At 64.6% G+C, this 21,911-nt stretch carries 17 protein-coding genes; 14 read left to right on the top strand and 3 right to left on the bottom strand.

All coding sequences use genetic code 11. From position 1 onward, the window contains the following. Positions 1 to 153: 153 nt before the first annotated feature. Positions 154 to 1,224: a glycosyltransferase family 4 protein gene (locus ABIA96_RS01805; RefSeq protein ID WP_354135296.1), complete on the bottom strand. Its 1,071-nt coding sequence runs from the start codon at positions 1,222 to 1,224 to the stop codon at positions 154 to 156. 275 nt (positions 1,225 to 1,499) lie between these two features. Between ABIA96_RS01805 and ABIA96_RS01800 the strand changes: the two genes are divergently transcribed. From ABIA96_RS01800 to ABIA96_RS01775, 6 genes are all read left to right on the top strand, one after another. Then, entirely contained in the window at positions 1,500 to 3,263 is a 1,764-nt protein-coding gene (locus ABIA96_RS01800) for an ABC transporter ATP-binding protein (protein ID WP_354135295.1), read from the top strand. A gap of 58 nt (positions 3,264 to 3,321) precedes the next feature. Further along, on the top strand, positions 3,322 to 5,526 hold the full coding sequence (locus ABIA96_RS01795; protein ID WP_354135294.1) for an amylo-alpha-1,6-glucosidase: 2,205 nt from the start codon (positions 3,322 to 3,324) through the stop codon (positions 5,524 to 5,526). A 19-nt stretch (positions 5,527 to 5,545) separates the two neighbouring features. Next, positions 5,546 to 6,067, top strand: coding sequence for a PRC-barrel domain-containing protein (locus tag ABIA96_RS01790; RefSeq protein ID WP_354135293.1), 522 nt, complete (start codon positions 5,546 to 5,548; stop codon positions 6,065 to 6,067). A 23-nt stretch (positions 6,068 to 6,090) separates the two neighbouring features. Next, positions 6,091 to 7,404 (top strand): MFS transporter, encoded by a 1,314-nt coding sequence (locus tag ABIA96_RS01785; RefSeq protein WP_354135292.1) that lies wholly within the window; start codon positions 6,091 to 6,093, stop codon positions 7,402 to 7,404. A gap of 576 nt (positions 7,405 to 7,980) precedes the next feature. After that, on the top strand, positions 7,981 to 9,123 hold the full coding sequence (locus ABIA96_RS01780) for a DUF3734 domain-containing protein (protein ID WP_354135703.1): 1,143 nt from the start codon (positions 7,981 to 7,983) through the stop codon (positions 9,121 to 9,123). Positions 9,124 to 9,193: 70 nt separating this feature from the next. After that, the gene (locus ABIA96_RS01775) at positions 9,194 to 10,144 is read left to right on the top strand and encodes an oxygenase MpaB family protein (protein WP_354135291.1); all 951 of its coding nucleotides are present in this window, start codon (positions 9,194 to 9,196) and stop codon (positions 10,142 to 10,144) included. A gap of 138 nt (positions 10,145 to 10,282) precedes the next feature. Here the strand turns inward: ABIA96_RS01775 and glgA are convergent, their stop codons facing one another. After that, the gene (glgA, locus tag ABIA96_RS01770) at positions 10,283 to 11,698 is read right to left on the bottom strand and encodes a glycogen synthase GlgA (protein ID WP_354135290.1); all 1,416 of its coding nucleotides are present in this window, start codon (positions 11,696 to 11,698) and stop codon (positions 10,283 to 10,285) included. A 181-nt stretch (positions 11,699 to 11,879) separates the two neighbouring features. Here glgA and ABIA96_RS01765 point away from each other — a divergent pair, with 181 nt between their 5' ends. From ABIA96_RS01765 to ABIA96_RS01730, 8 genes are all read left to right on the top strand, one after another. Continuing rightward, positions 11,880 to 13,064 carry a CaiB/BaiF CoA transferase family protein gene (locus tag ABIA96_RS01765; protein WP_354135289.1) on the top strand — a complete coding sequence of 395 codons (1,185 nt, stop codon included), beginning with the start codon at positions 11,880 to 11,882 and terminating at the stop codon, positions 13,062 to 13,064. Positions 13,065 to 13,206: 142 nt separating this feature from the next. Continuing rightward, positions 13,207 to 14,751 (top strand): ABC transporter substrate-binding protein, encoded by a 1,545-nt coding sequence (locus ABIA96_RS01760; protein ID WP_354135288.1) that lies wholly within the window; start codon positions 13,207 to 13,209, stop codon positions 14,749 to 14,751. Positions 14,752 to 14,758: 7 nt separating this feature from the next. Continuing rightward, positions 14,759 to 15,709, top strand: a complete 951-nt coding sequence (locus ABIA96_RS01755; protein WP_354135287.1) for an ABC transporter permease — start codon at positions 14,759 to 14,761, stop codon at positions 15,707 to 15,709. Further along, positions 15,696 to 16,568, top strand: a complete 873-nt coding sequence (locus tag ABIA96_RS01750) for an ABC transporter permease (RefSeq protein WP_354135286.1) — start codon at positions 15,696 to 15,698, stop codon at positions 16,566 to 16,568. The genes ABIA96_RS01755 and ABIA96_RS01750 overlap by 14 nt, the downstream gene beginning before the upstream one ends. Beyond that, positions 16,565 to 17,557 (top strand): ABC transporter ATP-binding protein, encoded by a 993-nt coding sequence (locus tag ABIA96_RS01745; protein ID WP_354135285.1) that lies wholly within the window; start codon positions 16,565 to 16,567, stop codon positions 17,555 to 17,557. The genes ABIA96_RS01750 and ABIA96_RS01745 overlap by 4 nt, the downstream gene beginning before the upstream one ends. Positions 17,558 to 17,568: 11 nt before the next feature. After that, positions 17,569 to 18,525 (top strand): ABC transporter ATP-binding protein, encoded by a 957-nt coding sequence (locus ABIA96_RS01740; RefSeq protein ID WP_502918796.1) that lies wholly within the window; start codon positions 17,569 to 17,571, stop codon positions 18,523 to 18,525. A gap of 80 nt (positions 18,526 to 18,605) precedes the next feature. Continuing rightward, positions 18,606 to 19,673, top strand: a complete 1,068-nt coding sequence (locus ABIA96_RS01735) for an alcohol dehydrogenase (RefSeq protein WP_354135283.1) — start codon at positions 18,606 to 18,608, stop codon at positions 19,671 to 19,673. A gap of 135 nt (positions 19,674 to 19,808) precedes the next feature. After that, positions 19,809 to 20,888, top strand: coding sequence for an isocitrate/isopropylmalate dehydrogenase family protein (locus tag ABIA96_RS01730; protein ID WP_354135282.1), 1,080 nt, complete (start codon positions 19,809 to 19,811; stop codon positions 20,886 to 20,888). 108 nt (positions 20,889 to 20,996) lie between these two features. On the opposite strand, the gene ABIA96_RS01725 is transcribed toward ABIA96_RS01730, so the two are convergent. Then, the gene (locus tag ABIA96_RS01725; protein ID WP_354135281.1) at positions 20,997 to 21,812 is read right to left on the bottom strand and encodes an enoyl-CoA hydratase; all 816 of its coding nucleotides are present in this window, start codon (positions 21,810 to 21,812) and stop codon (positions 20,997 to 20,999) included. Positions 21,813 to 21,911 lie beyond the last annotated feature (99 nt).

Raw genomic sequence — 21,911 nt, 5'->3', positions numbered from 1 at the left:
CGTCATTGCGAGCGTAGCTCTCCCCATCGTCATTGCGAGGAGCCCTTGCGACGAAGCAATCCAGAAACTCGCCGCGGAGGCAGTCTGGATTGCTTCGCTCCGCTCGCAATGACGCGTGGATAGAGTAGGGCGCAGACACCGTTTGTTGGTCTGCTACTCCGCGCTGCTCACCAGCTTGATCCGCGGTGCCTGCGCTTCCTGCAGGTTGCGATACGCCGCCAGATAATCCAGCGCCATTCGCCGCGCCGTAAAGCGCGTCTCGAACTGCTTGCGGATGGCGCTGCGGTCGAGCTGCGCGAGGCGGCTGACGACGCCGGCGGCGCTGAGGACGTCCTCGACCACGAAGCCGGTGAGGCCCTCGTCGATGATCTCGGGCACCGAGCCGCGGTTGAAGGCGACGACCGGCGTTCCGCAGGCCATGGCTTCGATCATGACGAGGCCGAACGGCTCCGGCCAGTCGATCGGCAACAGCAAGCCGAGCGCACCGCTCAAGAAGTCCGACTTCTCGTGATCGCCGATCTCGCCGATGAAGTCGACCAGCGGATTGTTCACGATCATGGGCTTGATCAGCTCGTCGTAATAGTCCTGATCGGCGCGGTCGACCTTGGCCGCGATCTTCAGTGGAATGCCACAATGCATCGCGATCTTGATGGCGCGGTCGACGCCTTTCTCCGGCGCAATGCGACCGAGCACGGCGAGGTATTCCTGCTTCTTGGGCTTCGGCGTCAACAGATTCTCCGGCAGGCCGTGGTGAATCGTCTTCACCCAGTTTGCCTGTGGCACCGGCCGCCGCTGCGCGTTCGAGATCGAGATCACCGGGACCTTGGAGAAGGTGTTGAACACCGGCTGATGTTCGGGAAGATCGAGCCGGCCATGCAGGGTGGTCACAAACGGTGTCGGCTGCCGGTGGAACAGCGACCACGGATAATAATCGAGATGGAAGTGGAGGAAGTCGAACTCCTCGTCGTCACATTTCTGCCGCACGCGCTCCAGGAGCACCATGTGCAGCGCATTGGGATCGCGCACGGAACCGTCGAGGCGTAGCGCCCGCGGCCATAATGCGTCCAGCTTCGCCGACGTCTGCGAATCTCCGCTGGCAAACAGGGTGACATCGTGACCGAGGGCAACCAACTCTTCCGTCAACCAATGCACCACCCGCTCGGTGCCGCCATACAGCTTGGGTGGAACAGCTTCCGTCAACGGAGCTACCTGCGCGATGCGCATCTCACCATCTCCTCTGCGATCATGAATATTGAAACCCCCAGCGTGTCAGCACCGGCAATGCCAGCCAAGGGAACGTTCCCGCAGTTGCGAAGTTCCGTTTAACAGACGTTACTTATTGGACACATCTGGCGTTTGTCTCGATGCTGCCATCACCTCTTCGCAGATCGTCCGCATCCGCATGTCGTGATGGCTTTGCCCGGAACCGAGGCGAACTGGTCGCTGTTCAATCGACCAGCAAGAACAATTGAAATCATCACGACGGGGTCGAGTGTCATATGGATCACCTTTCTGGATACGCGCGCAGACCATTTGCCTTTGTCTTGCGCTATCTTCGGATGCGTTTGGCATCGCATCTCGTGATCCTGACCGCGGTCGTTGCTGCCGTTGCCTGCTCCGTAGGCACGCAGTATGGCGTCAAATCCCTGGTCGACAGTTTGTCGGCGGGAACCTCGCACGGCGGTAGCGTATGGCTGGCATTCATTCTGCTCATGTCGCTGATCGCCGCCGACAATTTCCTGTGGCGGATCGCGAGCTGGACAGCGAGCTTCACGTTTGTGCGGGTCACGGGCGATTTACGCCGTGACATATTTCGTCATCTGACGGGACATGCACCGAGTTACTTCTCGGACCGGATGCCGGGCATGCTGACGAGCCGCATTACGGCCACATCCAATGCGGTGTTCACTGTCGAAAACATGTTCGTCTGGAATGTGTTGCCGCCCTGCGCTGCCACAATTGCGGCCATCGCGCTGATTGGAACAGTCAGTCCTTATATGGCGCTCGGCCTGATCGTGATCGCGGGCGGTATGGTGATCGCGATGTTCCGTCTGGCTGCCGCCGGCAAGCCGCTGCATGACGACTTCGCCGACAAGGCGGCCGCCGTCGATGGCGAGATGATCGACGTCATCAGCAACATGCCGCTGGTGCGCGCTTTCTGCGGTATCGGCCACGAGCATGAAAGGTTCGATGCCACCGTCAACCGTGAGGTCACTGCACGGGGTCGCAGCCTGCGGTATCTGGAGAAGCTGCGGCTCATTCACGCTGGCGTGACCGTCGTCCTGACGGTGGCGCTGATGGCCTGGGCGATCACGCTGTGGCAGCAGGGCGAGGCGACCACCGGCGACGTCGTGCTGGTCTGTACGCTCGGCCTCTCCATTCTCAATGCGACCCGCGATCTTGCGGTGGCGCTTGTGGACGTTACCCAGCATGTTGCGCGCCTGACCGAGGCGATCGCCACGCTGTTGGTGCCGCATGACTTGCGCGATCACCCCGAGGCCGAGCCGCTGGTCAAGAGTGGCGCCGCGATCGCATATAACAACGTCACCTTCGGCTATCCCGGGGGTGAGAAGATCTTTGAGCGGTTCAGCCTGCGGCTCCAGCCCGGCCAGCGTGTCGGCCTGGTGGGCCAGTCCGGCGGCGGCAAGTCGACCCTGTTCACGCTGCTGCAGCGGTTCTACGATGCCGACGAAGGCAGTGTGACGGTCGACGGCCAGGATATTTCCATGGTGACGCAGCAGAGCCTGCGCGAGGCGATCTCGGTCGTGCCGCAGGATATTTCCTTGTTCCATCGGTCGATCCGCGAGAACATCCGCTACGGCCGGCCCAACGCGACCGACGACGAGGTGCTGCGCGCGGCGATCGCGGCGCGCTGCGACTTCATCGACAGTCTTCCGGAGGGGCTCGACACCATGGTCGGCGACCGCGGTGTGAAGATGTCCGGCGGCCAGCGTCAGCGCATCGCGATCGCGCGCGCCTTCGTCAAGGACGCACCGATCCTGCTGCTCGACGAGGCCACCGCGGCGCTCGACAGCGAATCCGAGGAAGCGATCCGCGAGGCGTTGACGCGGCTGATGCGCGGCCGCACCGTGATCGCGATTGCGCATCGCCTCGCAACGCTGCGCAATTTCGACCGCGTGATCGTGCTGAAGCACGGCAAGATCATCGAGGACGGCGCACCGGACCGCCTGATGCAGAGCCACGGTCCGTACCGTGAGCTGGTGACGCAGGAAATGAGCCGGCTCTCGAAGTTCGCCGCGTAAACCCAACAGTCGCGTTTGCGTTGGTCGCGTTACGAAACAAGCCGCAGGGGAGCAGCTCATGGCAGCCGAAGCCGCAACCAAGATCATTCCGGCATCGCCGACGGTGGAGGCCGTCGCGGAGCAGGCATTCTACATTCCGATGACGGGCCCCGCCGCGCGACCGCGGCGGTCACTGAAGCACGACGACACGTTTATCGTGCTGGACAGCCATGGCGACATCGGCGCCTCGGCCGGTGGGCCGGATGGCCTCTTCAATTCTGACACGCGCTATCTGGCGCGATTGGAGCTCGTGCTCGACGATCTCCAGCCGTTGCTGCTCGGCTCGAACCTGCGTGACGACAATTCGGGATTGACGGTCGACCTGACAAATCCCGACATCTATCGTCAGGGTCGCATTGTCCTGCAAAAGGACCTGTTGCACATCGTGCGCACGATCTTCCTGTGGCGCGGCACGGCCTATCAGCGTATCGGGTTGCAGAACCATGGCGAGCAGCGCGCCAGCTTCGAGCTGACTTTGCTTTTCGACAACGATTTTGCCGATCTGTTCGAAGTCCGCGGCGAGCGGCGGCCGCGCCGTGGGACAGGCACCGGCAAGCTGCTCGGGCCGACCGACGTGCTGTTCGGATATCGCGGCCTCGACGATGTCGAGCGGACCACCGGGCTGCATTTCGATCCGCGTCCGACGCGGCTCTCTGTCAATGCCGCGACCTGGGAGCTCGAGCTGGATCCGCATGAGGCGAAATCGCTGTTCGTGGCCGTGTCCTGCAACCGGCCCATCGCGGAGAAACCGGCACGGTTCTTCCGGGGCCTGCTCGCGCATCGCCGCGAGATGCGGCAGTCCACGATCGGCGCGGCCAGCATCGAGACCTCGAACAATATCTTCAACGAGGTGCTGTGCCAGGCCATGGCCGACCTCAACATGCTGATGACCGAGACGCCGCAGGGCCGTTATCCCTATGCCGGCATTCCCTGGTACTCGACGACATTCGGCCGCGACGGCCTGATCACCGCGCTGCAGATGCTGTGGGTGGATCCGCGGGTGGCGAAAGGCGTATTGCGGCGGCTCGCGCACTTCCAGGCCAAGGCGGTTGACCCGCTCGCTGACGCCGCGCCGGGAAAGATCCTGCACGAGATGCGCGGCGGCGAAATGGCGGCGCTGCGCGAAGTGCCGTTCTCGCAATATTACGGCAGCGTGGACTCGACCGCCTTGTTCGTCATGCTCGCCGGCCGCTATTTCGAGCGCACCGGCGACGAGAAGACGTTGGTCGAGCTGTGGCCGGCGATCGAGGCGGGGCTCGCCTGGATCGACGGTCCCGGCGATCCCGACAAGGACGGCTTCGTCGAATACCAGCGCGCCACCGAAAAGGGGCTGGCCAACCAGGGCTGGAAGGACTCCTACGACGCCATCTTCCATGCCGACGGCAAGCTCGCGGAAGGCAATATCGCGCTCGCCGAGGTCCAGGGTTATGTCTACGTCGCAAAGCTGCTCGCCGCGCGATGCGCGCTGAAGCTGGGCAAACCCGATGTCGCCAAGAGGCTCGAAGCGGAGGCCAAGACGCTCGCTGAGCGCTTCGAAGAGGCGTTCTGGTGCGAGGAACTCGGAACCTACGCGGTCGCGCTCGACGGCAAGAAGCGGCGATGCGAGGTGCGCACCTCGAATGCCGGGCAGGTCCTGTTCAGCGGCATGATCCGCGAGGATCGCGCGCGCTTGGTTGCGGCCGACCTGATGGGGCCGCATTTCTTCTCCGGATGGGGCATCCGCACCGTCGCGCGCGGCGAAGTGCGCTACAATCCGATGTCGTATCACGACGGATCGATCTGGCCGCACGACAACGCGCTGATCGCGCTGGGGCTCGCGCATTACGGGCTCAAGCACTCGGTCGCGCAGGTGTTCAAGGGCCTGTTCGATGCCGCGACCTACATGGATCTGCGCCGGCTGCCGGAATTGTTCTGCGGCTTCCGTCGCGAGAAACGCCGCGGCCCGACGCTTTATCCTGTCGCCTGCGCGCCGCAGGCCTGGGCCAGCGCGACGCCGTTCACGCTGCTGGAGGCGGCGCTGGGGATCGAGTTCGACGTCGCGCGCAGCGAGATCCGCCTGCGCAATCCACATCTGCCAGCGTTCCTGAACGAGGTTGTGCTGCACGATCTGCGCCTGGGCGAGTCCAGCGTCGATCTGCGCATCAGCCGCCATGGCCACGACGTGGCGCTGGAGGTGCTGCGGACGCGCGGCCAGATTCAGGTCTCGATCGTGCTGGCGCGCTAGCGGCGCGCAAGGAGGGTTCATGCGTACCGCCGGATGGTTTGCCTTTAGCGTCGCGATCGTCGCGGGATTGACGGTTGCCGTATCGGATGCCGCGGAGGAACCGCACGCGGCTGCAACCGAGGCGAATGCGCCCCCGACGGTGCAGCCGCCGGCCTCTGTGGTGCCGGTGACGCCGAAGGACGCCGCGCCGCCGCCGTCGGTGACCATCATCGGCGCCAGCGACGCTCATGGCGTGCTCGGACGCGACGTACGCAGTGCGGCAGACGAGGACATGGGTCATATCGTCGACGTTATCGTCGATCTCACCGGCCATGTTCGCGCCGCCGTGATCGATTTCGGCGGCTTCCTCGGCGTCGGCAGCCGCAAGATCGTCGTTGACTGGAACGCGCTGCGTTTCGGCAAGATCACGAACAAGAAGGACAGCATCACACTGGAATTGACCAAGGCGCAGGTCGCGGCCGCGCCGGAATACAAGGAAGACACGCCGATGGTCGTGCTCGGCGCGTCCGGCAGTCTTCAACCACTGCAAGCCATCCAGTGAGGAGGGGGGAGGGCTGACCGCCTGTGCTCTTGTCGAGGAAGCCGAACCATGCGGATCGCGAGGGACGCGTTGAACCGGACAACGTCGGCGCGCCCCTGCTTGCGGGCATTCCGGCGCCGTCGCGCCGGAGCCTGCGCGGCCTCGACTGGTTCATCTTCTTTCTCGCCGACGTGCAGACCGGCTTCGGCCCGTTCATCGCGGTCTATCTGACAACGCAGAAATGGACGCAAGTCGAGATCGGCCTCGTGCTGTCGATCGGCGGCATCGTCGCGCTGGTCGGGCAGATGCCGGGCGGCGCGATCATCGACGCTGCGAAATCCGAGCGGCTGGTCGCGGGACTTGCGATCGTGACCATCGGCTGCTGCGCGCTTGCCTATGCGGCCATGCCGATCTTCCCCGTCGTGATTGCCGCGGCGACGCTGCATGCGGCGGCGAGCTGCGTGCTGGGGCCGGCCATCGCGGCGATCAGCCTTGGCCTGGTCGGTCCGCTCAAGATCGGCGAACGGCTCGGCCGCAACGCCCGCTTTGCTTCACTCGGCAATGGCGTTGCGGCTGCCGTGATGGGCACGGCCGGCTATCTGCTCTCGAGCCGCTCGGTGTTCCTGGTCACCTTCCTGCTCGCGATCCCGACCCTGATCGCGCTCTCGCGCATCCGCGAGGAGGAGGTCGATATTGCGCGCTGTCACGGCGCGATGCCGCGCGAGGCGGAAGATCGGGGCGACACCAATATCTGGCATCTGATCCGGCAGAAGCCGCTCATCGTCTTTGCGCTGAGCGTGCTGCTGTTGCAACTGGCGAACGCCTCGATGATGCCGCTGATGGCGAGCGCCGTGACGGCGCGTTCGAGCCAGTGGGCGACGGTGCTCGTTGCCTTCTGCATTGTCGTGCCGCAGGCGATCGTGGCGCTGTTGTCGCCGACAGTCGGACGCAAGGCGCAGCTCTGGGGCCGGCGTCCGTTGCTGCTGATCGGGTTCGGCGCGCTGATGATCCGCGGCCTGTTGTTTGCCACCGTGCGCGATCCCTACCTGCTGGTAGCGGTGCAGGTGTTCGACGGCTTCACAGCCGCGGTGTTCGCGGTGATGATCCCGCTGATCGTGGCCGATGTCGCCTTCGGCAGCGGGCACTTCAATCTCGCGCAGGGTATCGTCGGCACCGCGACCGGCATCGGTGCGTCGCTGAGCACCGCGCTTGGCGGCTATGTCAGCGACAAGTTCGGCAATGCCACCGCCTTCTTCGGGCTGGCGAGCATCGCCGCGATGGGCTTGCTGCTGATCCTCTTCGTGATGCCGGAAACCCGGCGCACGGGGATGACCGCGACAAAAGAAATGGCCGGCTGAACGAGTCAGTCGGCCATGGCGGGTAAGGCGGCTTTGGCGGCGAGGCGGTGGGTGGCACCGGATTCGATGCTGCGGACCGCGCAGGGCCAGGATACTGCCGTTCTCACGATTTGGTGTCCGGGAAATATCAGGTCTCCAAGGCAAGTCCTGTCATCGGAAGCGTTCATGCCAACGGAGACGCCCGATGATAGCGAGATTGATTCCATCTCTTCTAGCCGCCTTGTTGCTCCTTCAGTCACTGGCCACGCCAACGACAGCGCGGCCTCGAATCAACACCGTCACCGGCCGTTCGCATTCAAATCCGATCGAGGGTCGCCAGATCGCAGCTCCGCCATGGAGCGCGGCATGCATGACGGATCACGGCCCAAGCGAGTGCGGCGAGCCGATGTGGATTTACGGTCCCCGCAGCGAGATCGCGCAGTATAGAAGCGCGTTCTGATGGGTTAACGCTCCGTCGGTTCCGCTGACATCTGCACCCCCATCCGGACGATGGTCGCTGGACGGCCGGCGGTCGCTGGGCGTAACAATGCCGGAGGATTTTGCGAAGAAGCTCTCTGGAGCAGGAGCGTGACGAGCATGCAGGGCAACGCCGAGGCGGGCAGGTCCAGGGACCTGCCGGGACAAATCGTGTTGGTGCTGCAAGGCGGCGGTGCGCTCGGGTCCTATCAGGCGGGCGTCTACCAGGCCCTGCACGAGGCGGGCATCGAGCCGGACTGGGTCATCGGCACCTCGATTGGCGCCATCAATGCGAGCCTGATCGCCGGCAATGCGCCAGAGAACCGGCTCGCGCGCCTGAAGGAGTTCTGGAAGCGGATGGAGCAGACTCCGGTCTGGCCTCTGCGGACCGGCATTCCCGGGTTCGACGACAAGCTTGCTTATTGGTCGACCGTTACGGGCGGCATTCCAGGCTTCTTCCGGCCCAATCCGGTGGCGCATGCCGGCGAATCCTATCCGCTCGGCGCCGATCGTGCCGGGTACTATTCGACCGCGCCGCTGGAGACCACGCTCTGCGAGCTTGTCGATTTCGGCTTCGCCAATCGCGGCTCTCCGCGGCTCACGGTCGGTGCGGCGCATGTCGGCAGTAGCCAGATGCGCTATTTCGACAGTCGCGACGGCGAGCTGACGGTGAAACACATCATGGCCTCGGGCGCGCTGCCGCCGGCCTTCCCGGCGGTGCGTATCGACGGCGAGCTCTATTGGGACGGCGGCATTCTCTCGAACTCGCCGACGGAGGCCGTGTTCGACGATAACCCGCGCCGGAATTCGCTGATATTCTCCGTGCATCTGTGGAATCCCGCCGGCGCCGAGCCGACGACGATGGGGGAGGTCCTGACCCGGCACAAGGACGTGCAATATTCCAGCCGGATCGCAAGCCAGATCGAGCGTCACCAGCAGGCCCATCGGCTGCGCCACGTCATCAACCAACTTGCGGCACGGTTGCCCGAGAGCGAGCGCGATGATCCCGTGGTAAGGGATCTGATCGGCTATGGCTGCTCGACGCGCATGCACGTGGTGCGGTTGCTGGCACCGCAGCTCGATCGCGAGACCCATACCAAGGACATCGACTTCAGCCCGTCCGGCATCATGCAGCGCTGGGACGCCGGCTACGCACACACAAGCTCGGTGCTGAGGCGCGCGCCGTGGATCGGTGAGTTCGATCCGCTGTCGGGCGTGGTGCTGCATGAGCATATCGACGAGATGCCGCTGGCCGCGGAATAGCGCCATCGCTTCATCGAATTGCCACAGGCTTCGCGGATCGTAAGCGGTCCGCAGTCGAAAGGCGCTGCAGGTGGTGTCCGCAAACGATCTGGAATTGGCCCTCGATCAGGTCCGCATTGGCGCGGCGGGACCGGTGCCCGGCGTGTTCGGCCCTGACAGCGTGACTTGGCGGATCGACCGCGAAGCCGTCATCTTTCTCGGTGCCGGGCGTGCGCTGTTGCTGCAACTCGCGCATCCCTGGGTCGCGGCCGCCATCGCCGAGCATTCCAAAACGTTTGCCGATCCGATCGGCCGCTTCCATCGTACCTTCGACATCGTCTTTGCCATGGTGTTCGGCTCGCTCGACCGGGCCATGCTGTCGTCGCGGCAGCTGCACCGGCGCCACAGCATGATCGTCGGGGAAATGCCCGAGACGGTCGGTCCCTTTGAGGCCGGCTCGCGCTATTGCGCCAACGACGTCCCGTCGCTGCGCTGGGTTCACGCGACGCTGGTCGAGACCGCGCTGATGGCGCACGATCTGGTGCTGCCGCCGTTCTCGGCGGAAGAGCGCGAGCGCTACTGGATCGAGAGCCGAACGTTTGGTGCGCTGTTCGGATTGACGGCGAATGATCTGCCGGCTGATTGGTCCGGCTTTGCGGCCTATAACGCGGCGATGGCGCAGTCGGACATGCTGACCGTCAGCCCGGCCGCCCGCGAGATTGCGAAGCAGATCTTTGGTGGCGCGCGTCCGTGGTTGCGGCCGCCGCGATGGTATCGCGCACTCACGGCAAGCCTGCTGCCGGAACGCCTGCGCGCGGGCTTTGGGTTTGGCCTCGACGAGCGCGATAAGAGAGCAGTTGACAGCGCGCTGAAATGGATCCGGCGCGTCTATCCGAAATTGCCGGACCGGCTGCGCTACGTCGGCCCCTATCAGGAAGCGCAGGCGCGGCTGCGCGGCGAGCCGCAGCCCGACTGGATGACCCGCTGCCTCAACCGCGCCTGGATCGGCCGGCCGCAGATGGATGCGGGCGGGAAGGGGTGAGGGCCTCGGTGGTCGCCACAAACGCCGTCATTGCGAGCGCAGCGAAGCAATCCAGAATCCCGCCACGGAGACAGTCTGGATTGCTTCGTCGCTTCGCTCCTCGCAATGACGGAGAGTGTCGAAGCGCCTCGGCCCGCCTCACACCGCCGCCAGCTTCCTATACAGCGCGCTGTAGCTCCCGGCCGAAATGCTCCACGAAAACGACCGCCCCATGGCGCTGCGGCGCATGGTGTCGAGTTGGTCCTGGGCCATGAACGCCTTGAAGGCGCGGCGGACGCCGCCCAAGAAAGATTCGTGCGAGGGTCTTGAGAACAGGAATCCGGTCTCGCCGTCGGTGATGGTTTCGGCAAGGCCCCCGGTCTGGTGGCCGATCGGCAGCGAGCCGAAGCGCTGGGCGTACATCTGGCTCAACCCGCACGGCTCGAAGCGCGACGGCATCAATGTAAAATCGCTCCCCGCAAAAATGCGGCGCGCCTGGGCGTCGTTGAAGCCGATGGTGACGCCGATGGCGTCGGGGCGGCGGCGATGGGCGTCGACCAAGGCTTGCTCGAGCGCCGGCTCGCCGGAGCCGGTGACCACGATCTGCCCGCCGGCATCGACGATTTCATCGGCCGCCGCCAGCACGAGGTCGATGCCCTTCTGGTGGACGAGGCGCGCGACGATCGCGAACATCGGTCCCCGCGAGACCGCGAGCCCGAATTGCTTGCGGACATAATCCGCATTGGCCTGCTTGCCGATCCAGTCGCCGGCGCCGAATTGTTGCGCGAGATGAGCGCAGGAGCGCGGGTCCCAGCTCTCGTCGATGCCATTGAGGATGCCGGTCAGCTCGGACGCGTCGGAGCGGACGCGAAGCAGGCCCTCCATGCCGCAGCCGAATTCCTCCGTCGTGATCTCGCGGGCATAGGTGCCGCTGACCGTCGTGAGGTGCGAGGCGTAGACGAGCCCGGCTTTGAGGAAGGAGAGCTGGTCGTAGAACTCGACGCCGTCGATGTGGAAGGAGCTTTCGGGGACGCCGATCCGGCGCAACGATTCCTTCGGGAAGAGGCCCTGATAGGCGAGGTTGTGAATGGTCAGGATCGACGGCAGCCTGGCGCCGCGCCACGCGAGGTAGGCCGGCACGAACGAGGCCTGCCAGTCATTGGCATGGATCAGGTCTGCTGCCCAATTCTTGTCCAGCGTGCCCATGGCAAGCTCAGCGGCGGCCGAGGCAAAGCGCGCGAAGCGGATGTCGTTGTCCGGCCAGTCGCGCCCGGACTCGTCGCCATAGGGATTGCCGGGCCGGTCGTAGAGTTGCGAGCACAACAGCACATAGACCGGCAAGCCGTCCTTGGTGGCGGCCCGGCCGAGCGAGCAGGCCGGCATCTCTGCGAATGCCGGGCAGCGGCCAACAATCTGAATATGCGTGAGTTGTTCGATGATGTCGCGATAGCCGGGCAGCATGATCCGGATATCGGCGAAGGGTCGGAGCGCTCTGGGGAGGGCAGCAGAAACGGCACCCAGTCCGCCGACGCGGACGAAGTCGTCCATCTCTGTCGTAACGAATAAGACCCTCAAGAACAGTGCCCTCTGCCCGAGCCCGCTTGCTGCTATGCAAGAACGGGTCCAGTTACCCTGATATTCCAATGCCCCCGCAAGGCGCGTTCGTTCGGTAAAGACTTTCCTACTCAGTCGCCGCCCTCTAGGGTCGGCGCATCAACAAGAAAGAACATCGATAGTTCCTAAGGGGCGGCCGGGGATGCAGCTATCAAATAAGCACAAAGACATGACGACAAAGGCTTTCGCGGGCCTGCGTGTCCTGGATTTTTCGACCACCATTGCGGGCCCCCATTGCGCACGGATGCTGGCGGACATGGGCGCCGAGGTCATCAAGATCGAGACCGACGATGGCGAGACGATGCGGACGCGGCCGCCGCTGCGCAACGGCTGTAGCACCGTGTTCGGCCAGCTCAATGTCGGCAAGAAGAGCGTGGTGCTCGACCTCAAGTCCGAGGACGGCAAGGAGGCGGTTCGCCGGCTGGTCGCGACATCAGACATCCTGGTCGAGAACTTTCGTCCCGGCGTGATGCGCCGGCTCCGGCTCGACTATGACAATCTGCGCGCGGTCAATCCCAAGATGATCTACTGCTCGATCTCGGGCTACGGCCAGACCGGTCCCTCGGCCGAGCTGCCGGCCTATGCGCCGGTGATCCATGCCGCCTCCGGCTACGACATGGCGCATCTCGCCTACCAGCCGGGGCGCAACCGCCCGGACTATTGCGGCATCTACCATGCAGATGTCGTCACCGGCACCTACGGCTTCGGCGCGATCGCCTCTGCGCTCTATCAGCGCACCGTGACCGGGCTCGGCCAGCACATCGACGTCTCCATGCTGGAGTCGATGCTGACGCTGACGGTCATCGAATTGCAGAGCTCGCAATTCGCCGTGAAGCCGCCGCCGCGCCCGATGTTCGGGCCGACCGAGACCGCCAACGGCTATGTCATGATCACGGTCGCCAGCGAGAAGACGTTCCAGGCCTTGATGGGCGTGATCGGCCGGCCGGAATGGATCCCTGATCCGCGCTTTGCCTCCTATGCTCCACGGCGCGAGAACTGGGCCGACATGATGGATGGCGTCGAGGCCTGGTCGCGGCAGCTGTCGACCGACACGTGTCTTGTGGCCTTGAGCGTTGCCGGCGTGCCCGCTTCGGCCTATCGCACCATCCGTGAGGCCCTGGCTGATCCGCAGCTCGTGCACCGACAGGCGCTCTCGTCGGTGGCGGACGGAGGCGGCTCGTTTAGGGTGCTCAATCTGCCGTTCCGAATGACGGGCGCCGACACCACGCCGGGCGAGACCATGGCCGAGCTCGGTGAACACACGCGCGAACTGCGGGACGAGATCGGCCTTGGCGACGCCGCGCCAATTCCGTCAGGCAAAACATAAGCGACGAACTGAGCCCGTCACGCCGCGCGCATGCGTCATCGAACCCCGTGTGTTCCTCTTGCCGTGGCGCGCATTTGTCGCCAATCTCGCCTCCAAGTCATTCAACGATCCGAAACATCGGACGAGGATCCCGGGAGGAACCATGACGAACATTGCTGCCGCGGCGTGCAAGCGCGCGCCGATTTTCCTTGTTGCGGCATTTGCGCTTCTTCCGCTGGTTGAGCCGGCGTACGCGCAGAAGGCGGGCGGCAGCATCACCGTCGGCTTGGAGCTTGATGTTCCCGGTTTCGATCCGCTCAAGGTCGGCGTCTACGATGCTGCCGCGCTCACCCCGGCAGCCGCCATCTTCGACACGCTGACCTATCTCGACGACAAGGGCGAGGCGCAGCCCAAGCTTGCGCTGTCCTGGACGCATTCGGACGACTTCAAGTCCTGGACGTTCAAGCTCCGCCCCGGTGTCAAATTCCACGATGGGACGCCGTTCAACGCCGAGGCCTACAAGGCCAATTTCGACAGGCAGAAGGATCCCGCCAACAAGTGCCGGTGCGCATTCTACATCGCTGCCGTCAACAGCGTTCAGGCGCCGGACGAACTGACTGTCGTCGTCAATCTCAACGATCCCTCGGTGAATTATCCGACGCTGGTGTCCTATCCCAACCAGAACGCCGCAGTGCATTCGCCGACGGCCTGGAAGACGAAGGGCGACGACTACAACCGCAATCCCGTCGGCACCGGACCCTATATTCTGAAGTCCTGGACCGCCGGCGACCGCATGGTTCTGGAAAAGAACCCTGATTATTGGGACAAGGACAAGATCTATCTCGATCGCATCATCCTGAAGCCGCTGCCCGACGCGCAGTCGCGCTTCGCCAGCCTGCAGTCGGGCGAAGCCGACCTCATCTGGGACGACGAGTATGATCCCGACAACATTCAGAAGGCGCAAAAGGATTCGAAGCTGACCGTGCACAGCTACACGGGCTCGGGTGCTCAGGTCTACGCCTTCAATACCAAGACGCCGCCGTTCGACGACGTCCGTGTGCGACAGGCGATGGTGATGGCGATCGACCGCAAGAAGATGTCGCAAGCCATCACCAACGGGCTCGCCAAGCCCGCGAGCAACCCGTACGGCGACGGCTCATGGGTCAAGTGCAAGGACGACGGCGCGCTGCCGTACGATGCGGCGAAGGCCAAGGCGCTGATCAAGGAGTATGGCAAGCCGGTCGAGTTCAAAACGGTGGTGACGGCGACGCCGCGCGGCCGCATCGTTGGCCAGGTGTTGCAGCAATTCTGGAAGAATGTCGGCGCCAGCATGGAGCTCGATCAGGTCGATCAGGCGACCATTCCGCCGCGCGCCTTCATGCGGCAATTTCAGGTCATTCCATGGCGCATCGTCGACCTTGCCGATCCCGATCCGCAGATGTTCGCCAACTTCCACACCGGCAGCCCGGTGGCGCTGGCCAATTACTCGAATCCGGAGCTGGACAAGCTCCTGGAGCACGCGCGCGTGACCGCAGCGGTCGACAAGCGCATTGAGGATTATTGTGCGGCCACGCGCCTGATCAACCAGGAAGCGATATGGTTCTGGACCTTCCAGAATACGTATTACGCAATGTCTGGCGCGAACATCAAAGGCCTGCCGAAGATGTATAGCGGGATGATCGACGTGTCCCGCGTCTGGAAGGAATAGCCTGCGCATGGTCGCCTTCGTTGCGCGCCGCTTCCTGTACGTTGTGCCGGTTCTGCTCGCCGTCTCGCTGCTGACCTTCCTGATCGCTTCGCTGCTGCCGGGCGATCTTGCCTATGTCATTCTCGGCGATCAGGCGACGCCGGAGAAGGTTGCCGCGCTTCGTCACGACATGGGGCTCGACCAGCCGCTGTGGTGGCGTTATCTGAGCTGGCTCGGCCACGTGCTCCAGGGCGATCTCGGCCGCTCTTTCCGCACCGGGCAGACGGTGCTGCAGGCAGTCTCCGAGCGTATCCCGGTCTCGCTCGAGCTGATGCTGATGGCTGAGTTCATCGGGCTCCTGATCGGCGTTCCCCTCGCGATCGCCTGCGCCGCACGCGCCGGCGGCGCGTTCGACCGCTTCATGACCGGCAGCGCCTTTGCAATGCTGTCGATGCCCTCCTTCCTGATGGCGATCCTGCTGATCTATCTTTTCGCGGTCGAACTGCACTGGCTGCCGGCGACCGGCTATGTGCCGTTCACCGAGGAGCCGCTGGCCAATCTGCGCTTCTTCGTGCTGCCGGCGCTGACGCTGGCGCTCGCGGAATGGCCGGGCATCATGCGGGTGCTGCGCTCCGACATGATCGCGACCTTGCAGGAAGACTACATCGCGCTGGCCAAGGCGAAGGGCCTCAAGCCTTCGCGCATCCTGTTCGTGCATGCGCTGAAGCCATCGTCACTGACGATCGTGACGATCACCGGTATCAATATCGGCCGCCTGCTCGGCGGCACGCTGATCGTGGAATCGATCTTTGCGCTGCCGGGCATCGGCCGGCTGCTGGTTGGCGCGATCTACACCCGCGACCTCGTCATCCTCCAGGGCGTGGTGTTGCTGGTCGCCTGCGGCTTCGTCATCGTGAACTTCATCGTCGACATGCTCTACGCCGTGCTCGATCCGAGGATCCGCCATGGCCACGCTTGAGCTGTCACGTCCGGACGAAGCCATGTCCGAGCCCGTGCGGCGCAGGCGCCGGGTCGGGCTGCTGTTCTGGATCGCGAGCCTCTGGCTGGCCGTCATCCTTTTGCTTGCGATCCTCGCGCCGGTGCTGCCGCTGCAGAACCCGACCGATATGGACATGCTGGAGCGCCGCGCGGCCTTTTCGAGCGAGCACTGGCTCGGCACCGACGGGCTCGGCCGCGACGAGTTCGCCCGGTTGATCTTTGGCGCGCGCGTGTCGCTGACCGTCGGGTTGATCGCGCCGATGATCGGCCTGACGCTCGGCGGCGCGCTGGGTCTGCTCGCCGGCTATTTCCGCGGCCGGTTCGAGACGCTGGTGGTCGGTAGCATGGACGTGCTGCTGGCCTTTCCGCCGCTGATCTTTGCGCTCGCGGTGACCGCCTATCTTGGCCAGTCCATTCCCAACCTCACCATCATCCTCGGCGTGCTCGGCATTCCCGCCTTCATGCGGGTGGCGCGCGCGGCGACGCTGACCCTGGCGCGGCGCGAATTCGTGATCGCGGCTGAAGCGCTGGGCGCCAGCCACGCGCGCATCGTGCTGCGCGAGCTGCTGCCGAACGTGATCCTGCCGCTGCTGGCGTTCTTCCTGCTCGGCGTCGCCGTCACCATCGTGGTCGAGGGCGCGCTGTCCTTCCTCGGGCTCGGCGTGCCGCCCCCGATGGCGAGCTGGGGCAGCATGATCGGCGAGGGGCGCGACAGTCTCGACGCCGCGCCGCGGCTCGCCTTTCTGCCGGCGGCCGGGCTGTTCCTGACCGTGCTGGCGTTCAACCTCGTCGGCGACACCATGCGGGCACTGACCGACCCGCGTCAGGGGGCGCTGTGAGTCCACCGCTGCTGACCATCGAGGACGTCGCGGTCGAGCTGCCGACCCCGCGCGGCAATTTGCGCGCGGTCGATCATGTCGATTTGTCGTTGGAGGCGGGCCGCACGCTCGGCATCGTCGGCGAATCCGGCTGCGGCAAGACCATGCTGTCGCGCGCCATCCTCCAACTCCTTCCGAAGAAGGCGAAGCTCTCCGGACGCGTCATGTTCGACGGGCAGGATCTGGTCAGGCTCGCGCCTGAAAGCCTGCGGCGCCTGCGGGCACGCGACCTCGCGGTCGTGTTCCAGGATCCCATGACCTCGCTCAATCCGGTGCTCACCATCGGCACCCAGTTGATGGAGACGATCCAGGAGCACCTCGAGCTTGACGCGCCCGCCGCGCGAAAACGCAGCATCGAGTTGCTCGCCGCCGTCGGCATTCCGGCGCCGGAGCAGCGGCTCGCGCAATATCCGCATCAATGCTCCGGCGGCATGCGCCAGCGCATCGCCATTGCGATCGCGCTGTCCTGCGAGCCGAAACTGCTGATCGCGGATGAGCCCACCACAGCGCTCGACGTCACCATCCAGGCGCAGATCCTCGATCTGCTGGCGCGCGAGCAGCGCCGCCGCCACATGGCGATGATCATCATCACCCACGATCTCGGCGTCGTCGCCGGTCGAGCCGACGAGGTCGCGGTGATGTATGCGGGCAGGGTGGTCGAGCGCGCGCCGACGCAGGCGTTGTTCAAGCGGATGCACATGCCCTACACCGAGGCGCTGCTGGCGGCGATCCCGAAGCTGGAGACAGCGCCGCATACGCCACTGCCCGCCATCTCCGGCCGTCCGCCCGATCCGACGCGGCCGCTCAAGGGCTGCTCCTTCGCGCCGCGCTGCCGCCATGCCGCGGGGCGTTGTCACGAGGCCAAGCCCGAGCTGAAAACCGCCGAGATGCCGGGACATCTCTATGCTTGCTTCCACCCGATCCAGATGGCGGAGGGGGTTGGCGCATGATGCAGCTCGCCGTGCGCAATGAGCCGCTTCTGAGCGTCGACAATCTCGTCGTCGAATATGGCCTCGGCAACAAGACGGTGCACGCCGTTTCCGGTGTCAGTCTCCATGTCGCGCGCGGCGAGACGCTCGGGCTGGTCGGCGAATCCGGCTGCGGCAAGTCGACGCTGGGCCGCGCGGTGCTGCAATTGCGCCGCGCCAAGAGTGGCCGCGTGCTGTTCGACGGCGAAGACCTTACCGCGATGGAGGGCGAAGCGCTGCGAAAAATGCGCCGGCGTGTGCAGCTGATTTTCCAGGACCCGATCGCCTCGCTCAACCCGCGCCGGCGCATTGGTGACATCGTCGCCGAGCCGTTGATCATCGACGGTGTCAAGGATGCTGCCGAGCGCAAGCGGCGCGTTCACGAGGTGCTGTCTGCGGTCGGGCTCGACCCCGATCTCGTCGCAGGCCGTTTGCCGCACGAATTCTCCGGTGGCCAGTGCCAGCGCATCTGCATTGCGCGGTCGCTGGTGCTCAATCCGGAATTCATCGTCTGCGACGAGCCGGTGTCGGCGCTCGACGTCTCCATCCGCGCGCAGATCCTCAATCTGCTGGAGGAGATGAAAGCGCGGTTCGGCCTGACGCTGCTGTTCATCGCGCATGACCTCGCCGTGGTCAAAGCGGTCAGCGATCGCGTCGCGGTGATGTATCTCGGCCGGCTCTGCGAGGTCGGCCCATCGGAGCAATTGTTCGCAAGACCTGCGCATCCCTATACCGGGCTGCTGCTGGAGGCGATCCCGGTACCCGATCCGGATGTGCGTCCGGTCGAGAGCGTGGCGATCGGAGAGCCGCCATCGCCGATTGCGCCGCCGTCCGGTTGCCGCTTCCGCACCCGCTGTCCGCGGGCGGATCAGCGATGCAGCGCGGAGGTGCCGGAGTTGCGCGAGGTCGTGCCCGGTCAGTTCGCGGCTTGCCACCATCCGCTGGCCTGAACTAAGACAGGTCCAGGTTTGTCTCGTCCCGCCGCTCGTGGCATGGTGATGGGCGAGAAGACGTATGCAGGAGGACGCCGATGAAGAGTTTCAAGGTCGCCGATTTCAAGGCGCCGCTGCAGGAGTTCGACGAGGCGACGCCGCAGCCGTCCGGCACGCAAGTGCTGATCAAGGTCAAAGCCGCCGGCGTCTGCCACAGCGATCTCCACATCTGGGAAGGCGGCTACGATCTCGGCCACGGCCGCAAGCCGCTGTCGCTGAAGGACCGTGGCATCAAGCTGCCGCTGACCATGGGTCACGAGACCGTCGGCGAAATCGCCGCTTTCGGCCCCGACGTAAAGCCCACTGATCAGGGCGATCTGAAACTCGGCGATGTCGGCCTCGTCTATCCCTGGATCGGCTGCGGCAAGTGCGCTGTTTGCGTCGCCGGCGACGAGAACATGTGCGCGACGCCGCGCTCGCTCGGCGTCTATTGCGATGGGGGCTATTCCGATCACATGCTGGTTCCGCATCCGCGTTATCTGCTCAACCTCAGAGGGCTCGATCCCGCGACGACCGCGCCTTATGCTTGCTCGGGTGTCACCACCTACAGCGCGCTGAAGAAGGTCGAGCAGCACTTTGACACGCCGATCGTGATGTTCGGCGCCGGCGGTCTCGGCCTGATGGCGCTGTCGCTGCTGAAAGCAATGGGCGGCAAGGGCGCGATCATGCTCGACATCGATGCGAAGAAGCGCAAGGCCGCGGAGAAGGCCGGGGCGCTGGCGACGGTCGATCCCAAGGCACCGGATGCGCTGGAGCAGCTTGCCAAGAAAGCCGGCGGGCCGATCCGCGCCGTGATCGATCTGGTCGGCAATGCCGCGACGACGCAGCTCGGTTTCGACTGCCTGGCCAAAGGCGGCAAGCTCGTCATCGTCGGCCTGTTCGGCGGTGGCGCGACCTGGGCGCTGCCGCTGATCCCGATCAAGGCGGTGACGATCCAGGGCAGCTATGTCGGCAATCTGCGCGAGACGCAGGAATTGCTCGACCTCGTGCGAGCCAAGAACGTAGCGCCGATCCCGGTGACAAGGCAGCCGCTTAACAAGGCCAACGACGCGCTGGTGCAATTGCAGCAGGGCGCGGTAGTCGGACGCACGGTGCTGACGCCGTAACGAACGCTCTCTCCTCCGTCATTGCGAGCGAAGCGAAGCAATCCAGAAATCCATCCGTGGAGACCGTCTGGATTGCTTCGTCGCTTCGCTCCTCGCAATGACGAACCACATCTTTCTTTGCGCAGGAACTCTTGAATGTCCGCAAACAACGCCCTCCACATTGCCGTGCTCGCCGGTGACGGCATCGGTCCCGAAGTCATGGCGCCCGCGATCGAGGTGCTGCGCAAAATCGAGGCGAAGTCGGACTTGCGCTTCCGCTTCACCGAGGCGCCGGCCGGCGCGAACAATTATCGCGCGACCGGCAAGTCGATGCCGGATACGACCATCAAGCTCTGCGAGGAGGCGGATGCAATCCTGCTTGGCGCCTGCGGTCTGCCGTCGGTCCGTTACCCCGACAATACCGAGATCGCGCCGCAGATCGAGCTGCGCTTCATCTTCGATCTCTATGCCGGCGTGAGGCCCGCGCGGCTCATTCCGGGCGTGCCGAGCCCGATCGTCGGCGCCGACAAGCGCGGCATCGATCTCGTCGTGATCCGTGAGTCTACCGAAGGCCTGTTCGCCTCGATGGGCAAGGGCGTCGTGACGCATGAGGACGCGCGCGAAACCATGGTGATCACGCGCAAGACCTCCGAGCGGCTGTTCGACTTCTCGTTTCGCCTCGCCGAGCGGCGCAAGGCGCGCGGCAAGCCGGGGCAGCTTTCCTGCGTCGACAAGGCGAACGTGTTCAAGGCATTCGCATTCTTCCGCGGCATTTTTGACGAGATCGCGAAGAAGCATCCCGAGGTGAAGACCGATCGCCTCTATGTCGATGCGTGCTCGGCGATGCTGGTCAAGCGCCCCTGGGATTTCGACGTGATGGTGATGGAGAACATGTTCGGCGACATCGTCTCCGACATCACCGCGAGCTTGATCGGCGGCCTCGGCATGGCGCCGTCGGCTGACATCGGCGACAAATACGCCGTGTTCCAGCCGTGCCACGGCACCGCGCCCGACATCATGGGGCAGGGCAAGGCCAACCCCACCGGCATGATCCTGTCGGCAGCGATGATGCTGGACTGGTTCGCCGACAAGCACGGCGTCGAGAGTGCGGCGGAAGCCGGCGAGCAGATCGAGCGCGCGGTGGATCAGGCCTATGCCGGCGGTCTCAAGCCGATGGAGTTTGGCGGCAGCAACGGAACGGCCGATATTACGAAGGCTGTGCTCGCGGCGCTGTAGAATTCATCCCCATCGTCATTGCGAGCGCAGCGAAGCAATCCAGACTGTTTTCCGCGGAGATAGTCTGGATTGCTTCGTCGCAAGGGCTCCTCGCAATGACGAGGCGGGTTATCGCCCCTCAAACTGCGGCTTGCGCTTTTCCATGAAGGCCTGCCGACCTTCGCGGAAATCGGCCGAGTCCATGCAGGCTGTGCCGATCGCCTTGATCGCATCCATGTCGCGGGCGCTTTCGTCCTTCAGCACCTCAGCGATGGTGATCTTGGCGGCCTTAATCGCGAGCGGCGCATTGTGCGAGATCGTCGCGGCGATCGCCATGGTCTCGCCCCAGAGCTGGTCGTCCGGGATCACGCGTTCGACCAAGCCGATGCGCAGCGCTTCGGTCGAATCGATGCGCATGCCCGTGTACATCAGCAGCCGCGCCCAGGACGGGCCGACCAGCGACACCAGGTGCTTCAACCCGTCATAGCCATAGGCGATGCCGAGCCTTGCCGCGGGAATGCCGAACTGACTGTCATGCGCAACGATCCGGATGTCGGCGAGCATCGCGACCTGCATGCCGCCGCCAAGACAAAAGCCCTGGACGCAGGCAATCGTCGGCTTGGGATAGTCGGCGAGCAGCGCGCGCTGGGCGGCGCTACGCTTGCCGTACTCTTCCGAAGCGGCCGCATTGTGCCTGACCTTCTCGAACTGGCTGATGTCGGCACCGGATACGAACGCCTTGCCGCCGGCGCCGCGCATGATCACGACGCGGACTGCGTCGTCGTCGCGCAGGCTTGTCAGCGCCTCGCCAAATCCCTCCCACATCTCCAGCGACATCGCATTGCGTTTGTCAGGATTGTTGAAGGTGATGACGCCGACGCCGCCGGCGACGTGTGTGATGATCTTGCCGTCGGCGTAGGGAGTTTCATTGGAGAGATCAGGCATCGCGCACTCGCTTGTCGTTGACGAGGCGCAATGTGCGACCGGGCCGAGGCCCGGGTCAACCGCCGCCGGGCAAGGGGATCTGCATCCGCCCGTTCCGCG

The sequence above is a fragment of the Bradyrhizobium sp. LB11.1 genome (genome assembly GCF_040549385.1).
Taxonomy (GTDB): Bacteria; Pseudomonadota; Alphaproteobacteria; order Rhizobiales; family Xanthobacteraceae; genus Bradyrhizobium.
Note: the sequence above shows the minus strand (reverse complement) of the source record. Positions and strands in the feature narration are given on the sequence as shown.

What these genes read in the sequence shown, in the direction of transcription:
- ABIA96_RS01735 (WP_354135283.1), top strand. Translation starts at nt 18,606, where the DNA reads ATGAAGAGTTTCAAGGTCGCCGATTTCAAGGCGCCGCTGCAGGAGTTC.
- ABIA96_RS01795 (WP_354135294.1), top strand. Translation starts at nt 3,322, where the DNA reads ATGGCAGCCGAAGCCGCAACCAAGATCATTCCGGCATCGCCGACGGTG.
- ABIA96_RS01755 (WP_354135287.1), top strand. Translation starts at nt 14,759, where the DNA reads ATGGTCGCCTTCGTTGCGCGCCGCTTCCTGTACGTTGTGCCGGTTCTG.
- ABIA96_RS01730 (WP_354135282.1), top strand. Translation starts at nt 19,809, where the DNA reads ATGTCCGCAAACAACGCCCTCCACATTGCCGTGCTCGCCGGTGACGGC.
- ABIA96_RS01805 (WP_354135296.1), bottom strand. Translation starts at nt 1,224, where the DNA reads ATGCGCATCGCGCAGGTAGCTCCGTTGACGGAAGCTGTTCCACCCAAG.
- ABIA96_RS01790 (WP_354135293.1), top strand. Translation starts at nt 5,546, where the DNA reads ATGCGTACCGCCGGATGGTTTGCCTTTAGCGTCGCGATCGTCGCGGGA.
- ABIA96_RS01765 (WP_354135289.1), top strand. Translation starts at nt 11,880, where the DNA reads ATGCAGCTATCAAATAAGCACAAAGACATGACGACAAAGGCTTTCGCG.
- ABIA96_RS01760 (WP_354135288.1), top strand. Translation starts at nt 13,207, where the DNA reads ATGACGAACATTGCTGCCGCGGCGTGCAAGCGCGCGCCGATTTTCCTT.
- ABIA96_RS01780 (WP_354135703.1), top strand. Translation starts at nt 7,981, where the DNA reads ATGCAGGGCAACGCCGAGGCGGGCAGGTCCAGGGACCTGCCGGGACAA.
- ABIA96_RS01725 (WP_354135281.1), bottom strand. Translation starts at nt 21,812, where the DNA reads ATGCCTGATCTCTCCAATGAAACTCCCTACGCCGACGGCAAGATCATC.
- ABIA96_RS01800 (WP_354135295.1), top strand. Translation starts at nt 1,500, where the DNA reads ATGGATCACCTTTCTGGATACGCGCGCAGACCATTTGCCTTTGTCTTG.
- ABIA96_RS01750 (WP_354135286.1), top strand. Translation starts at nt 15,696, where the DNA reads ATGGCCACGCTTGAGCTGTCACGTCCGGACGAAGCCATGTCCGAGCCC.